The following is a 13,814-nucleotide window of genomic DNA, read 5'->3' as shown; positions in this document are numbered from 1 at the left end:
GCAAATTTTTTATCAAAATACATACCGCTTGAAGGTATGAAAGGAGAATGACATGGACCAAATTGTAATCTCTGCAAGCAACCTGACAAAAACCTTTTTGGGAAAAGAAGTAATCTGGAACTGTACCTTTTCCGTGGAGCGGGGCAGCATTTACGGTTTCCTGGGGCGCAACGGAGCAGGAAAAACAACTGTGCTCAAACTGTTGCTGGGGTTGTTAAAACCATCTGCCGGAACCGCCAGTGTGCTGGGACTGGACAGTGTGCGGGATAACGAGGCGATCCTTCGACGCACCGGAAGTCTGATTGAAACGCCAATATTTTATGAGCATCTGTCGTCTGCGGATAATCTACGCCTCCATTTGGCTTACATGGGAATCGAGGATACCGATGTGGAACCAACGCTCTGCCGTGTGGGGCTGCCAGGTACAGGGAATCAGCCGGTGTCTACCTTCTCCCTGGGTATGCGGCAGCGTTTGGCCATTGCGCGGGCCATCATCCATCGGCCCGAAGTGTTGATCCTGGATGAACCGGTCAACGGTCTGGACCCTGTGGGAATGAAGGAGATGCGTATTTTGTTTCGCCGCTTGGTGCAGGAGGAAGAAATAACCATTCTGATGTCCAGTCACCTTCTGTCGGAAATCGAGCAGATCGCGGATCGTGTGGGTGTCATTGTGGACGGAACTATCGTGCGAGAAGCGGAAATGACGGACATCTGCAAACAACATCCTTCCGATATGGAGGACTATTTTATTTCGCTGATCCAGGGAGGTGCTAACCATGCATAAACTAATCGCATTGGAATTAAAACGGAACCGTCTGCGCTCCTACCATATCGCAGACCTGATTTGCGGAGTGACGATGCTTGGCCTCCAATACCTGATGGCTGCCATCCCCTATATGGACCCCACCGAGCCGGATGCGGAATTGTTCTCCCAGTATCCCTTCCTGATGGGGATAACCTGTTTGGTCTGTATGGCGATTTTTTCGATTCTGTCGGCAGTCATGGCCTCCCGCTTTGTGGTGGAGGAATATCGTGGGAAACGGGCAATTCTGCTGTTGAGTTATCCAATCAGCCGGGAAAAGGTGCTGTGTGCAAAGCTGGTGCTGGTGTTTGCCTATACCGTTGGCACTATGCTCCTGTGCGGAGCGGTGATCCAGGCAGTGTTCTTTTTAACAGAATCACTGTTTCCGCTCTGTTCTGACCAACTGACGATAGAGGTGATTCTGCAATCCCTGGGTTTCCTGCTCTGTTGCTCCATTCTGGCGGGGCTGCTGGGTGTGGTTTCCCTGTGGTTCGGATTCCGTAAGAAATCGGTTCCAGTGACTATTGTGGCATCGGTCATCCTGGCTGCGCTGGTGTGCCAGGTTATCAGCGCAGCACTGGCATTCTTGCCGATTATGGGAATCGTTTTCAGCATGGCAGGCATTTTTGCAATTTTGGCAATCCAAAATCTACTGAGACAAGTAAATAACATGGAGGTATGAGACATGACAGAACGAGAATTTGACCAAAAAGTTGAAAGGGCAGCCGCAAACTTTGAACGACGGGTGGAGACCGCAGCAGATCATCTGGCCAAAACCGTAAATCGTGCGTGGAATCGCAGCCGCTTATTTCGCTGCGTATCCAGAGGGACATCCTTGGCTGCTGAAGTCGGATTACTACTGCTTGCTGGGCGTATGGCGGAGCGTGGAAACCGAACTGCTGCGGTGTGGTGTGCAGGATTAAGTGCCGTCGGTTTGGCAGGGGATGTGTTGACTGCGATCTGTTTTCGGAGGAAGAAAAAATGAAAGACAAACTGTTTACCCGCAATTTTACTTTTCTAATTCTGGGGCAAGTCAGTTCCCTCATTGGCAACTACACCCTAAAGTTTGCCCTTTCCATGTATGTGTTGGAGCAGACTGGATCGGCGTCCATTTTTGCGACTTTGTTGGCCGTGGCTATGCTGCCTACCATCCTCTTGTCACCCTTTGGCGGTATTCTGGCGGATCGAGCCAATCGGCGTAACATCATGGTAGGGCTGGACACCCTCTCCGGACTCACTGTGCTGGTCGCGGGATTGGTGTTGCCCTTTGGACATGATATTTGGGTCATCGGTGCATTGTTGGTGATCCTGTCTGTCCTAGCCGCCTTTGAGTCTCCCACGGTACAGGCCTGCATCCCCCAGATGCTCTCTGGAGACAATTTGATGAAAGGCAATGCGGCGGTAAATCAAGTACAGGCCATTGCCGGACTCATCACTCCGTTTCTGGGCAGTCTGGTCTACGCTGCTTTTGGACTTACTCCGGTCCTCTGGGGAACGGTGGCCTGCTTTTTCCTCACCGCCATTCTGGAATGCTTCATTCGCCTGGACTATCAGAAGGCAGAAGTCACTATGAGTGTCCGGGAGATCATTAGAGAGGACTTCTCCGTCAGCATTCACTTCCTGCGCCGGGAGCAGCCGGGTATCCTCAAATTGCTCCTGCTTGCAGCCCTGGCCAGCTTGTTTGTAGCCGGTACGGTGGTGGTCGGCTTTCCTTACTTGGTGCGGACTGTTCTTGGGCTCTCGGCAGAGTATTACGGAGCAGCGGAGAGTGTCATGGGTGTAGCCGCCGTGCTGGGCAGCCTCTTTGTGGGAATTACAGCGCAGAAATTCCGTTTGCGCTGGCTGGCCTTTGTCTTCATTGGACTTGGCCTTAGCCTCGTTCCAACGGGAATTGCTTTTCTCTTACCCGTAGGGCCTCTCGGTATTTACATCATTCTCCTTGTCATGTTCAGCCTTGGGCAATTTGGATGCAGTCTGTTTTCCACCTATGCAATCTCTGTTATCCAGTCTCGAACTCCCGAACATTTGATGGGAAAGATCATGTCCTATGTATTCACTCTTGCCATGTGTGCCCAGCCTGCAGGACAGATCATCTATGGAGCGCTGTTTGATTGGTTTTCAGATAGTCCCTATTGGGTGCTGATCCCCAGCGGATTGCTGGTATGTATCATTGGATTTGCTTCAACAAGGTTTTTTGCAAGATTAGAAAAGGAATGAATATGGAACCCAGCTTCTATCTTACATACCTTGTATGAATTTTAAGCCCGTTTCCATTTGCTCCACCATAAACTCATTGCCGCATAAGCGGTAAATTTGCTTTGCCTTTTGGATTTGGGTCATCCCGGTTTGTGGATCTCCAGTTACATAATTGAATAGGCCTTCATAATAGAGCATGGGGACTTTCCAGGATAGCATATTGGGATCAACCGTCAGTTCTTGAAGTTTATCAATAGCTTTTTTCGCAAGAGCATATTGTTTGCTACAAATCAGTTGATATAGGTTATTCACCAATAATGGGATAGATATATCTGATAATCCGGGTGGGTTTTATATTTCTCTAATGTATCCCAGGCCGTAATAAAGAGTGATGTTTTTACATCGCCGTTTTCAAAAATAAAACTCATGTCTGAGAAAACACGGAATTCAGATAAGGTCCAAGTTTCCACATCAAATAAGTATTTCTGAATGTAATTCTTTGCGGTCTGATACTCAGGCAGATTTTGATACTCAGGATCTCCATATACACATCTTAACACTACTATTTCCGCGTATTGTAATCTGCTGGACGAAGTTTTGTCGGTTTGCATTTCCTCAAACAGTTGTTTTTCTATATCAGAAGAATAAGATGGGTCGTTTTTCAAGCGTTCAAGATTTACATTCAGCAGAGGTTCGTGGCAAGGTGTTATTTTATACTGACTATGAATCAGAAGCAGCTCATCCACGGAAATCATTAGCCTATCAAGAATTTTCAGCATGAGATGAAACTTGATGTCATACAACCCTTTTTCAAAATCAATCGCAAAGGATTTGCTCAGGATTCCAGTGTAAATCTCTTTATGTGTAAAACCTTTACTCAATCTAATCTGACGGATTGTTGCACCATATGTTTGCATATTACCACCTCTCATCCTATGGCAGTCATTATATCACACACATGGAAAATGGTTTGAATACTCGGACTTTTTTCGCACTAATAGTTGTGAACTTTATAATGAAAACGAAAGGAGGTGGTATCGATGAACAAAACTACTATACCCGGAACGAAAATTATTAAAGTAGTAGCTGGAAAAAATAATGGTGATGAGCAGTTGCGGAAAGATTTAGAGAAAATTGGGAAGATCGAGCTTTTGGGCAAGACATTAAAAAGCACTTTTTCGATATAACCTAACCTAATCGTGTCGGGCAGCAGGAAAAGAAAATGCCGCTATAGCGATTGGCACGCGCATACCATGAGTGGTTGCTATGAGAACACCCAAGTTGCCTGATGGCTCCCTATCTTTTAAGGAGGTGAATGCGCGGAGAAAATCATCATCATCCGAACCGCAGATCCGGACGGCAGCATTTTCAAATCCATTGTTGATATTTTGCAGAGCAATAATGTAGAGCTCATTGATGCTGTTTCTCCCGCTCCCTCCGGACTTCTGATAGGAAATATCGAAATTCGCCCCGCATACCATCAAGTTCTTTTATCTGGCAAAGAAGTCCTTCTCAATCACGGTGAGTATGCTATGCTCTACTGCATGGCAAAGGCCCCAGGTCGGGTCTATACCAGAGAACAACTCTATGCCGCAGCCTGGGAGAATGAGGTGTACCCCTATGGTTCCAACACAGTAGAGAACACCATCTTCCGGCTGCGGCAGAAGTTGGAGCCGGATCCAAAGCATCCGGTCTACATCAAAACGGTATTCAGGGCAGGATACAAAGTGGAAGATCCCTCGGGGGAATAGAATCTGTCAACAGGCACCTACTCATTTTGCCAACTCCAGAAATGCCTCCTTGTATCTTTCCAAAATCCGGGCGGCGACCGCATCAATCTTTTCGTCATCTGTTAATTCCCGCCCATTAACTTGGAGCGGCTGGGAAGATACTGTATTGTTCTCTGGGTACTGGTCAACGTGCGGTGTGAGATTGCCCTTGTCCGGCATGGTTCTCATCTCCCTCTTGTCCAAAATTGTCTCTCCTTATTCTGTCAAATGTTTGCCCAAAGTGCAAGGGAATTTGCTTGGCAAACACCGTAAACTGAAAGAGATGGCCCCGGTGGGAATGGCGGATGCCATTCCCACCGGGGCGTTTATTCAAACGAGCATATTGGGGGCTGGGAACATACACACAGAACCCCTCCGTTGGAATAGACCTCGTTGCAGAACGAATAGAACGATTCACGAACTTTTCACATCCAACGCGGCAGTTTATGAAATCTCTGCGCTCCTTCCCCATGAGAATCTCGGATGCTCATGGAGAACGGCAATCCGTCCTGTCAAACCTGCCGCCATTCGTTGAAATTGGAAACCCGGATGGTGGTATATCCAGTCTCCTCCGTCCAACTCCCAGTTACCGAAAAGGCCATGTGCTCCAGATCATCGTCGGGAAAGAATACGCCTTTCAAGTTGTTGAGAATGACTTGGATGGCCCGGTTGGAGGTATCCCATACCTTCGTGTTGTCACTACCGCTGGGGGTGGCAATGAGGATCTCTACCATGGCCTTCTGAAAATGAGGGAGCGGCCCCTGCTCTGCCGCCTTCCGAAAGGTAGTGCGCATCATGTCTACCCAGTGTTCCTCCACTGCCGATGTCAGTTCTTTCTGGGCTGGCAAGGGCTCCTGGATAGTAAGCGTGACGGCCTTTCCACACAGTTCTCCTTTACTCATTTGTGAGGCAAAGGTGTCATCACACTGTCCAACAACCCTTTCAAAATCCTCCTGATCCCGCAGTACCGCCAACACTTGGCTTCGCAGCCGGAGGATCGCAAGGTAAGCTTGACGCAGTTCTTTTTGTGTCGGCTCCCTCCCATCCGGCAGGCGCCGCTCAATGTCACTCAGGGTTTTCTTCAGGTTGATATACATAGATGTTCAGTCCCTCCAAATCGAGGCAGTCCGGGTATAGCGCAAGAACTTCCTCATCCCTCTCTTGAATGTAGATCTCATATCTCAGAGAAGGCGAGGGAATGTTCGGGTCGTGCAAGATCCGCATCAGCGTCCGTACTGCGGAGAAAAAATAGACATATTTCAAGAGATCTGTGGCGTAGCAGACAAAGCCACGGTAGGAGTCCCGCTCATAGTCCCCTTGGGCCGGATCATGCAGCAGGACGCCTTCGCCGCGCCGTGCCTCAATTTCGTGGGGAAGGTAAAGAATGCGGTTCAAATCCCGTCGAAACTGGGCCGGCGTTGTCAGGTAGACACGCCCATACAGTTTCCGCAGACGGATGGGTGCCCGGGACCACCGTACCGGCCGTTCCCGTTGGGTAGGATGGCGGTCGCGGAGCAGCTGCCGCCTCTGCCACATGGTGTAGCGGATGATCTGCTCCGCTATGCTGTTTCGTAGCCCGTCCCGGCAAATCAGAAGCATCCCGGTAGCCTCCACCTCGTAAGTGCCGTACCGTGGATGGAACAGCGAACCCTCCGCCCGACCCTGCCACTCCATGCGGCCATCCCCAATGTCGTAGACTGCCAGCCGTTCCTCACCGCAAATAAGTATCCCGGTAAAACGCGTGGTGGACAGAATGCCCGGTACAATTCTGCGCCAGCAGGCAGAGGGAATAAAATACGGCATTGCGGTTTCCTGAAGCTCTCCCGCCGCAGGGACACCGTTTCGCTCCATCAGCGCGGCCATGCGGGACACTTCCATGACTCGGCGGCGTTCCGCCGCACCGCCGCCGGTAGAAATCAACGGTACAAGTTCCGGGAACAGAGCGCGGCCTTTCGCCAAAATGGACACACAGCCATCTCTCTGCTTGGAAACATACCGATTCTTTGTCAATGGCCGGAAGGCGTAGGATAGTGCCTTGAGGCTGGCTGTTCCCTCCATGTCCAGCATTGTCAGGCAGTCCGCATAGGACAGCAGCTGAAACCGCGCCAGATGGCGCAGCAGGTTCAATTGGTTTTCATGCAGTTTTGTTTTCATTGCATTCCTCCTTAAAACTGCCGGGCGGACACGGAAACGGCAGCTTGGCCGTCGCCGCGCCGCCCGGCGCAGGTCAAAATCTCTTATGGGTCTGCGTCATCGCTGCTGCACAGCAGAGCGATGAGCGGCTCGGTATAGACGCGGGCATACCGCTGTTTCTTGCCAATATTGCCGCCAATGGACGCATAGGGTTCCCGCCCCTCGGCAATCAGCCAGGATAGTTGCCGAGGCGACACACCCAGGTAGGCGGAGGCTACATCCAAAGGAACATGATTAGGATAATCCCTCCGCAATTGCTGCGCTGTCTTCTTGTCCAACTGTGTTTTCTCCTTTCTCTGTGCACCACCGCTCAAAGGCGTCCCTGTTCTTGGGATCGTCGTAAAATCGGAGTACCGCCTCCAGAAATGTGGCGCACAGTATTTTTTGTTCCACTTTGGGAATCCGTTCCGGGATGATCTGGATTGCGGTGTCGGTTTGGTCTCACCCCCTTGTTTGTCAATCAAATGGTGACTTACTAGGTAAAAGAAAGACATCCAGTGGATTGATGTACCAAGTATAGCAAAGAAACTTTTCAAAATCAACTATTTGGTGATAAAATCAGCATTACATATAAAATGACTTGATTTTGTTGACGAGATATGCTTTAATAGGGGTAGTCATACCAAAAGGAGGGACAACCTATGGAGTTTTTCAAAAAGGAATACCCGGACACGGAGGCTGTTAAAGTGGATGTGGCCTATGTTACCTTCGGTGACCGGCTGCGGGCGATCCGGAAGGAAAAGGGGATGTCACAGGACGAATTTGCGAAACTGCTGGGGACCTCCAAGCAGGTTCTCAGCCGCTATGAGATTGGGCAGAGGATTCCCAAGATCACCCAGGTACAGGAGTATGCAAAAAAGTTGAATGTCTCTGCGGACTATTTGATGGGAGATTCTGCGGAGGAGGCCGCCTTCAATTCTCTGTGCCAGCAGGGACATCCCCCCTTCTATAAAATCTTTATGGATGTGATGAACCAGCTGGGAGTGGATATTCCGGGTATGGCGCAGGTCAGCGGACTGACTGACCGGCAGATACGAACAATCATCATCCGGCAGATGAAGGACGCGCCGCTTCCCATCGCCCTACAGCTGTCCGATGCACTGGGGGTTCCGCTGGAGGTGTGGACTGGTGACCAGAACTATCAGCTTACGGACATTACGGCGGAGGCCAGGCAGGTAGCCAGGGCTTATGACCAGGCCCCCCAAAAAGAGAAAGCCATGGTGCGCATGGCACTGGATCTGCCGCCCCTGACAGGGGGGAAAGACCTATGAACGCCGTTGTCTACGCCAGATACTCCAGCCACAAGCAGGGGGAGCAGTCCATTGAAGGGCAGTTGGCCTCCGCCTACAAGTACGCTGGAGAACACGGCTACACCATCATTCACGAGTATATTGACCGGGCGCAGACGGGCAGAAATGATGACCGGGAACAGTTCCAACAGATGCTGAAGGACACAGCAAAGCACCAGTTTGAGGCAATCATTATCTGGAAAATCGACCGCTTTGGGCGTAACCGGGAAGAAATTGCCTTTAACAAATACCGCTGTAAGAAGAACGGCGTCAAGGTGCTCTACACGGCGGAAAGCATTCCGGATACCCCAGAGGGCATTATTTTGGAGGCTGTTCTGGAGGGAATGGCGGAATACTATTCCGTACAGTTGGCCACCAATGTAAAACGTGGTATGGACAACGCAGCCCGCAAAGGCCAGAGCGTGGGCGGCACGCTCCCCTTGGGATATCGGACAGGGCCGGATAAGCACCTGGAGCCGGATCCCAAGACCGCACCGCTGGTCAAGCGCATCTTTGAAATGTACGCCGCAGGCAATACCCAAAAAGAGATTATTGAACACCTCAACGCGGAGGGTCTGCGAACCAAAAAGGGCAAGCCGCTGACGATTAACAGCATCCGGGCTGTGCTGAAAAACAAGAAATACATCGGCATTTACCACTATGACGGTAAGGAGTACCCGGACGCCAAAATTCCTGCCTTGATTGATCCTGAGACCTTTGCCAAGGTACAGCGTCTTCTGGTCCAAAATAAGCGGGCGCCAGCCCGGAGATGGACAAAAGCGGAGTATCTGCTGACTGGTAAACTGTTCTGCGGCCTATGCGGCCACACCATGGTAGGAGAGTGCGGGACCGGAAAGAGCGGGACAAAATATTTCTATTATAACTGCCTGGAAAAGAAAAAGAACCACACCTGCCGAAAGCGCGCGGTTCATAAGCAGTGGATTGAACAACTGGTATTGGAAAAGGCCAAGTCCATTGTGATGAGCGATGGAATGATTGACTTTATTGCGGACAAGACCTATCAATACTACATAGCACAAGACACCGAAACTTCCTACACGGATTCTCTCCGGGAGGAGCTGAAACAGGTGGAGGCAGCCACCGCCAATCTGGTGCGTGCGCTGGAAGCGGGGATTTTCAATGCGGCAACCAAGGCCCGTATGGACGAACTGGAGCAGCAAAAAGAGGCGCTGGAAACCGCTTTGGCGGATGCAGAACTGATCAGCGGTCTTCGCCTTACCAAGGACCATATCAAATTTTTTCTGCTGCAATTCCGCTCACTCAATTTTGATGAGCCGGAGAGCCAGCGCCGGATCATTGATATCTTCGTGAATGTGGTGTTTGTCTACGACGATCGCGTGACAATCACATTCAACTACTCCGGGGATAACCGTACAATCACATTGGCAGAGGTGGACGGAGCGGCTGAAAGTGAACGAGGGTCGAATTTTGGAACAGTTTTTTTGGACTGTTTCGAAATTCGGCCCTTATTTTTTCTGCCCAAAGCATTGATATAACAGGGATTTCTAATGAGCAGGGGTGTCAGAGAAAATCTGGACATCCAATTTACAAACAGGCCAAAATTAGATTTGAAACAGCAAAAAATCAGAAATTCGAACCCTCGATTCCATAAATGGAATTTTTGAGCTTCTGAAAGTATTCGTCCTCATATTGCTCTGGCGTTTTGTAGTTCAGGGTAGTGTGGGGGCGTTTTTGATTATAAAACAGTATATATTCTTCGATTTTATTCCTTAGTTCCTTTTCAGAGCGGTATTTACTGCGGTAAAAATCCTCTTTCTTAAATATGGAGAAAAATGATTCCATAACGGCGTTGTCGTGTGGCGTCCCCGCATTGGAAAATGACTGCGTGATCTTCAATTTCTTAAGTAGCTGCCGGAATGCGCGGGCAGTATATTGGCTACCTTGATCACTGTGGAATATCAGATTTTCTCCCGGATTTCTTGTTTTATAGGCCATTTTAAAAGTAGATGTAATCAATTGGGTACTGTTGTGCGTGGTAATTTTATAAGCGACTACTTTCCTGGAAAATAAGTCGAGAATAACGCAGAGGTAATAACGTCGGCCTTTTGTTTTTAGGTATGTAACATCACTGACCCAGATCCGATTTGGGGCCTCTGCATAGAACCTTCTTCTGAGAAGGTTTGTTTTTTGTTCGTAGTTGTTCAATGTTTTCCATTGTTGTTTAGCGGTGGAGGACACACTATTCAGACTCATCTCATGCATGAGTTCCCGCACCAATGTTGTACCTGCTTGATAGCCGCGCTCGTGAAGTATAGCGCAGATCTTTTCACATCCAAATACTTGTCGGTTCTCATCAAAGATATTTTGAATCTCTTTTCGTAATTCTTCTCGATGTTTTGCTTGGAAACTGTTATTCCGTTTGTTCCTCTTGATGTGGTTGTAAAAAGTTCCTCTTGGAACGTCCAGTGCCTCACAAAGAGCATGGACATTGAATTTACCATAGAGTGGTTCCAAAGCGGCGAGCTTTTCCTGTGTGGTAGCGTTGGCAATACAGGGAATGGATTTCAGCACCGCAATGATTTGCTCCTGTTTTTCACAGTGGCGGCGAAGGGAGTCAAAGTCTTTCGGGGTAACTATACGGGAACTGTTTTGAGATTCGATAGGCCGATAGGTCCGAATCCATGTGTAAAAGGTACTTCTGGAAATTTGATATTCTTGACAGATCTCAGAAACAGGAATTCCATGATAATATAGGGATACCAATTCTTTCTTTTTCTCAATACTAAGCTTCACAGATTATTTCTCCTTGAACTCATACTAGATCGTTAATGGCTTTCAAAGTTTACAGAGAAAGTTGTATGTGATGCAAGAGATATTTTTGCTTCAGGATAGGTGGGGGATTATTTTTATCAATCTTGTTATGGACGACAAAATTAAACGTGGATGTTTATTGCAAAATTAACAAATTAACATTATAATATATGACAAATTAATAAATGTTGCCGTTGAAGTAGGATGGGGTTAGTAAGAAATGAAAGTCAAATTCTATGACAAAACTCTGTGGAGCAGATATTTAGCTGTTTTAGGAGTTATTAGCTCTCTAGTAACTCTGATGTCTTTTTTTGCCACAGCTACTGACTTTGTAGATAATATTTTATGTATTGCAATTCCCTTTATAATTCTCATTATTTTAATTTTTATTAAAATGTGGTATTGTGCCAATCGCAGAGATTATGCCGATTTAAAAATCAATCATACTAAAGTGAAAGTCCTAGTCGGAGATATCTGGAATCAGATTAATAAAGCACCAGCAGAACGGATAGGAGAAATAAGCGTAATAGCGGTCAACGATTTTTATGATACAATCGTGGATGATCGTATTATTGCAGCATCCTCTTTACATGGACAGTATGTCAAAAAAATTATCCAGGCAGGTAAACTTGATGAACTAAATAAAGTAATCGAGAATGATAAAATTCTTAATAAGCCAGGTAATTTTAGAACAATTTCTTCTCGACCAGTCGGTAAACAAGTACAATATGAAATCGGAAGTGTTGTCGAGTTTGAGGCCTATATTTTAGCCGCATTTACAAAGTTTGGTGCTGATAACGAGGCTTGGCTGTCGGCTGAGGAATATATCAGATTTTGGATGCGATTTTGGGCAAATATTGATAGAATTTACGCAGGAAGAACTATTAATATTCCTTTGATGGGGGCCGGTATAACAAGATTTAAAAATGGTAAGCCGTCAAAGCAAGAGTTATTGGAAGTAATGCTATGGACCTTGAAGATTAGTGGATTTCATAATACTTACGCCGACAAGCAGATAAATTTTGTAATTTATCCTTTGGGTGCGAATGAAATCGATTTTTACCATATACAGCATAATCCAGATTTTAGATAAGTGGAGGATATGTCATGGCCTATCGAAATAAGACTTACATAGCCGGCGACTGGGACCACGACCTTGATGCAATCGAACAAATTTATAAGTGGAAGAATAGTAATAAGTGGAGCCTTGACTTTCACGATGCTCATGCTATGAAGCAAGCTCGCGACACAAGTTTGCCGTGTTCAATTAAGCGGTCCTTAAAGGAACGGATGGATGCATCTAAACTATTCGTTTTAATTGTTGGGGATCATACTGACACGGTTACGAAGGGAAGTTGTCACCTTTGTAGAAGTTACAACAACTATCTAAGCTACTGCACTAGGGGATATTTCACGGATAAGCGCAGTTTTATAAAGTATGAGTGTGAGCAGGCGATAAACGCAGGGATTGATATTGTTGTATTATACAATGATGTTTCTGTTGATAAGTCCAAATGCCCACTTTCGGTCAGGTACACGGGAAAGCATGTGCCCATGGCCTATAGGGGGAGTGATGGAACCATTTATTGGGACTACTCTGCGGTAAAAAAGGCTTTAGGTATGTGACAATAGATGTAGATAATATTTTCCCCATTAAAGCAGATTTTTAGCAAGTGGCATCTCTAATATTTTGATGTTCCATATTGGAGTGCACTCATCCTGCTGATCGCCCTTTTTAACCAGAACCAATTTGCTGAATCCCAGTTTGATTTGGTGGAAACTAATTTCATGGGTGTCCTCGAAACTGTCCACCCGTTCCAAATGAACGAGGGTCGACTTTTGGAACAGATTTTTTGGACTGTCCCAAAAGTCGGCCCTCGTTTTTTTGCCAAAGCATTGATATGACAGGGAATTTCGATGAGTAGGGGTATTGGAAATAATTTGGTTATCCAATTTGCAAACAGGAGAAAATAAGATTTGAAACAGCTAAAACCGGAAATTCAGACCCTTGATTAGAATGGCTCTATAGCAGCGTTGTTGTTTGGGGTTCCCGTACATAGCAGAGATAAGCCCATGGCAGAGGCTGTCCAAAGGAGGTTGCGACATCTTCATTCTCCGAAAACTCACCCTCCGTCACATTGGCCCAACGCATCATATCCAGAATGGGCAATACCAGCGGAGCCTTGTGCGGTACGGCCAAAGCGAGCATGGCAAAGTAAGCGCGGACACTCTCAGTATAGCAGAGTTCCTGACAAAGGTACATGAAAGCCTGTTTGGCAGATGGTATCTTCCCGTTGGAACAAATCTATGCTATAATCAAGCAATTATAGAAGAAAGGAGTGTGTTTTTATGATGAACACAAAGAAAATGGAGATTGTAAGAATGGAAGGAGGTGTAACGAAGTAATTGGGACAGACCTCCTTCCGTCTCGACAAGGAAAGACGATCAAAATGGAGGTTATTACATTGCATCAACTGAAAAATTATGGCGTTTCAGAACGCTTTTTGGCAGAAGCCACTTTATATCCGGAAGAGACGCTGGCCAGAGTAGCCGCCCAATACAGGGGAAAGTATAAGATTGCGACCGAGCAGGAGGAACTGCTGGCGGAGATATCCGGCAAACTTCGGTATGAGACAGAGGAACTGGCCCAATGTCCCACCGTTGGCGACTATGTCATGGTGACGGTGGAGGGGGAGCTGGCAGTCATCCATCGAGTGCTGCGGAGAAAGAGTCTCTTTGTCCGGAGAGCGGTCGGCGTGTCCGGTCAGGCTC

The 13,814-nt window shown here is 47.4% G+C and carries 15 protein-coding genes and 2 pseudogenes; 11 read left to right on the top strand and 6 right to left on the bottom strand.

All coding sequences use genetic code 11. The annotated features are described in order from the left end of the window. Positions 1-52 precede the first annotated feature (52 nt). The 4 genes from WHJ28_RS05610 to WHJ28_RS05595 are packed head-to-tail and all read left to right on the top strand — an operon-like array spanning position 53 to position 3,019. Positions 53-784 (top strand): ABC transporter ATP-binding protein, encoded by a 732-nt coding sequence (locus tag WHJ28_RS05610; protein WP_340040470.1) that lies wholly within the window; start codon positions 53-55, stop codon positions 782-784. After that, positions 777-1,484: an ABC transporter permease gene (locus WHJ28_RS05605; RefSeq protein ID WP_340040468.1), complete on the top strand. Its 708-nt coding sequence runs from the start codon at positions 777-779 to the stop codon at positions 1,482-1,484. The genes WHJ28_RS05610 and WHJ28_RS05605 overlap by 8 nt, the downstream gene beginning before the upstream one ends. Positions 1,485-1,487: 3 nt before the next feature. After that, entirely contained in the window at positions 1,488-1,787 is a 300-nt protein-coding gene (locus WHJ28_RS05600; protein ID WP_340040466.1) for a hypothetical protein, read from the top strand. After that, positions 1,784-3,019 (top strand): MFS transporter, encoded by a 1,236-nt coding sequence (locus WHJ28_RS05595; protein WP_340040464.1) that lies wholly within the window; start codon positions 1,784-1,786, stop codon positions 3,017-3,019. The genes WHJ28_RS05600 and WHJ28_RS05595 overlap by 4 nt, the downstream gene beginning before the upstream one ends. Positions 3,020-3,040: 21 nt before the next feature. Here the strand turns inward: WHJ28_RS05595 and WHJ28_RS05590 are convergent. Beyond that, positions 3,041-3,609, bottom strand: a pseudogene (locus tag WHJ28_RS05590) (Rgg family transcriptional regulator). A gap of 429 nt (positions 3,610-4,038) precedes the next feature. Here WHJ28_RS05590 and WHJ28_RS05585 point away from each other — a divergent pair. Continuing rightward, positions 4,039-4,185, top strand: a complete 147-nt coding sequence (locus WHJ28_RS05585) for a hypothetical protein (RefSeq protein WP_340040462.1) — start codon at positions 4,039-4,041, stop codon at positions 4,183-4,185. 201 nt (positions 4,186-4,386) lie between these two features. Next, positions 4,387-4,749: a winged helix-turn-helix domain-containing protein gene (locus tag WHJ28_RS05580; protein WP_340040460.1), complete on the top strand. Its 363-nt coding sequence runs from the start codon at positions 4,387-4,389 to the stop codon at positions 4,747-4,749. Between the two features lie 21 nt (positions 4,750-4,770). On the opposite strand, the gene WHJ28_RS05575 is transcribed toward WHJ28_RS05580, so the two are convergent. From WHJ28_RS05575 to WHJ28_RS05560, 4 genes are all read right to left on the bottom strand, one after another. Continuing rightward, the gene (locus WHJ28_RS05575; RefSeq protein WP_340040458.1) at positions 4,771-4,971 is read right to left on the bottom strand and encodes a hypothetical protein; all 201 of its coding nucleotides are present in this window, start codon (positions 4,969-4,971) and stop codon (positions 4,771-4,773) included. Between the two features lie 308 nt (positions 4,972-5,279). After that, positions 5,280-5,864: a hypothetical protein gene (locus WHJ28_RS05570; protein WP_340040456.1), complete on the bottom strand. Its 585-nt coding sequence runs from the start codon at positions 5,862-5,864 to the stop codon at positions 5,280-5,282. Continuing rightward, a complete protein-coding gene (locus WHJ28_RS05565; RefSeq protein ID WP_340040454.1) occupies positions 5,833-6,921 on the bottom strand; it encodes a hypothetical protein in 1,089 nt (362 codons plus the stop codon). The genes WHJ28_RS05570 and WHJ28_RS05565 overlap by 32 nt, the downstream gene beginning before the upstream one ends. An 83-nt stretch (positions 6,922-7,004) precedes the next feature. Next, positions 7,005-7,238: a hypothetical protein gene (locus tag WHJ28_RS05560; RefSeq protein ID WP_340040452.1), complete on the bottom strand. Its 234-nt coding sequence runs from the start codon at positions 7,236-7,238 to the stop codon at positions 7,005-7,007. Between the two features lie 363 nt (positions 7,239-7,601). Here WHJ28_RS05560 and WHJ28_RS05555 point away from each other — a divergent pair, with 363 nt between their 5' ends. Both WHJ28_RS05555 and WHJ28_RS05550 read left to right on the top strand, forming a co-directional pair. After that, the gene (locus tag WHJ28_RS05555; protein WP_340040451.1) at positions 7,602-8,231 is read left to right on the top strand and encodes a helix-turn-helix domain-containing protein; all 630 of its coding nucleotides are present in this window, start codon (positions 7,602-7,604) and stop codon (positions 8,229-8,231) included. Beyond that, positions 8,228-9,766, top strand: a complete 1,539-nt coding sequence (locus WHJ28_RS05550) for a recombinase family protein (protein ID WP_340040449.1) — start codon at positions 8,228-8,230, stop codon at positions 9,764-9,766. Before WHJ28_RS05555 ends, WHJ28_RS05550 begins: the two co-directional genes overlap by 4 nt. 88 nt (positions 9,767-9,854) lie before the next feature. Here WHJ28_RS05550 and WHJ28_RS05545 read toward each other — a convergent pair whose 3' ends face one another. Further along, entirely contained in the window at positions 9,855-11,024 is a 1,170-nt protein-coding gene (locus tag WHJ28_RS05545; RefSeq protein ID WP_340040447.1) for an IS3 family transposase, read from the bottom strand. A 238-nt stretch (positions 11,025-11,262) separates the two neighbouring features. Here WHJ28_RS05545 and WHJ28_RS05540 point away from each other — a divergent pair, with 238 nt between their 5' ends. The 3 genes and pseudogenes from WHJ28_RS05540 to WHJ28_RS05530 form a co-directional block, all read left to right on the top strand. Then, complete coding sequence (locus WHJ28_RS05540) at positions 11,263-12,135, top strand: macro domain-containing protein (protein ID WP_340040446.1); 873 nt, start codon at positions 11,263-11,265, stop codon at positions 12,133-12,135. A 14-nt stretch (positions 12,136-12,149) separates the two neighbouring features. After that, on the top strand, positions 12,150-12,668 hold the full coding sequence (locus tag WHJ28_RS05535; RefSeq protein WP_340040445.1) for a TIR domain-containing protein: 519 nt from the start codon (positions 12,150-12,152) through the stop codon (positions 12,666-12,668). Between the two features lie 839 nt (positions 12,669-13,507). After that, a pseudogene (locus WHJ28_RS05530) lies at positions 13,508-13,814 on the top strand (ribosome small subunit-dependent GTPase A); the annotation flags it as partial.

It is taken from the genome of Flavonifractor porci, from assembly GCF_037572415.1.
Classification (GTDB): Bacteria; Bacillota; Clostridia; order Oscillospirales; family Oscillospiraceae; genus Flavonifractor; species Flavonifractor porci.
Note: the sequence above shows the minus strand (reverse complement) of the source record. Positions and strands in the feature narration are given on the sequence as shown.

What these genes read in the sequence shown, in the direction of transcription:
- WHJ28_RS05570 (WP_340040456.1), bottom strand. Translation starts at nt 5,864, where the DNA reads ATGTATATCAACCTGAAGAAAACCCTGAGTGACATTGAGCGGCGCCTG.
- WHJ28_RS05555 (WP_340040451.1), top strand. Translation starts at nt 7,602, where the DNA reads ATGGAGTTTTTCAAAAAGGAATACCCGGACACGGAGGCTGTTAAAGTG.
- WHJ28_RS05585 (WP_340040462.1), top strand. Translation starts at nt 4,039, where the DNA reads ATGAACAAAACTACTATACCCGGAACGAAAATTATTAAAGTAGTAGCT.
- WHJ28_RS05600 (WP_340040466.1), top strand. Translation starts at nt 1,488, where the DNA reads ATGACAGAACGAGAATTTGACCAAAAAGTTGAAAGGGCAGCCGCAAAC.
- WHJ28_RS05550 (WP_340040449.1), top strand. Translation starts at nt 8,228, where the DNA reads ATGAACGCCGTTGTCTACGCCAGATACTCCAGCCACAAGCAGGGGGAG.
- WHJ28_RS05605 (WP_340040468.1), top strand. Translation starts at nt 777, where the DNA reads ATGCATAAACTAATCGCATTGGAATTAAAACGGAACCGTCTGCGCTCC.
- WHJ28_RS05595 (WP_340040464.1), top strand. Translation starts at nt 1,784, where the DNA reads ATGAAAGACAAACTGTTTACCCGCAATTTTACTTTTCTAATTCTGGGG.
- WHJ28_RS05540 (WP_340040446.1), top strand. Translation starts at nt 11,263, where the DNA reads ATGAAAGTCAAATTCTATGACAAAACTCTGTGGAGCAGATATTTAGCT.
- WHJ28_RS05535 (WP_340040445.1), top strand. Translation starts at nt 12,150, where the DNA reads ATGGCCTATCGAAATAAGACTTACATAGCCGGCGACTGGGACCACGAC.
- WHJ28_RS05565 (WP_340040454.1), bottom strand. Translation starts at nt 6,921, where the DNA reads ATGAAAACAAAACTGCATGAAAACCAATTGAACCTGCTGCGCCATCTG.
- WHJ28_RS05610 (WP_340040470.1), top strand. Translation starts at nt 53, where the DNA reads ATGGACCAAATTGTAATCTCTGCAAGCAACCTGACAAAAACCTTTTTG.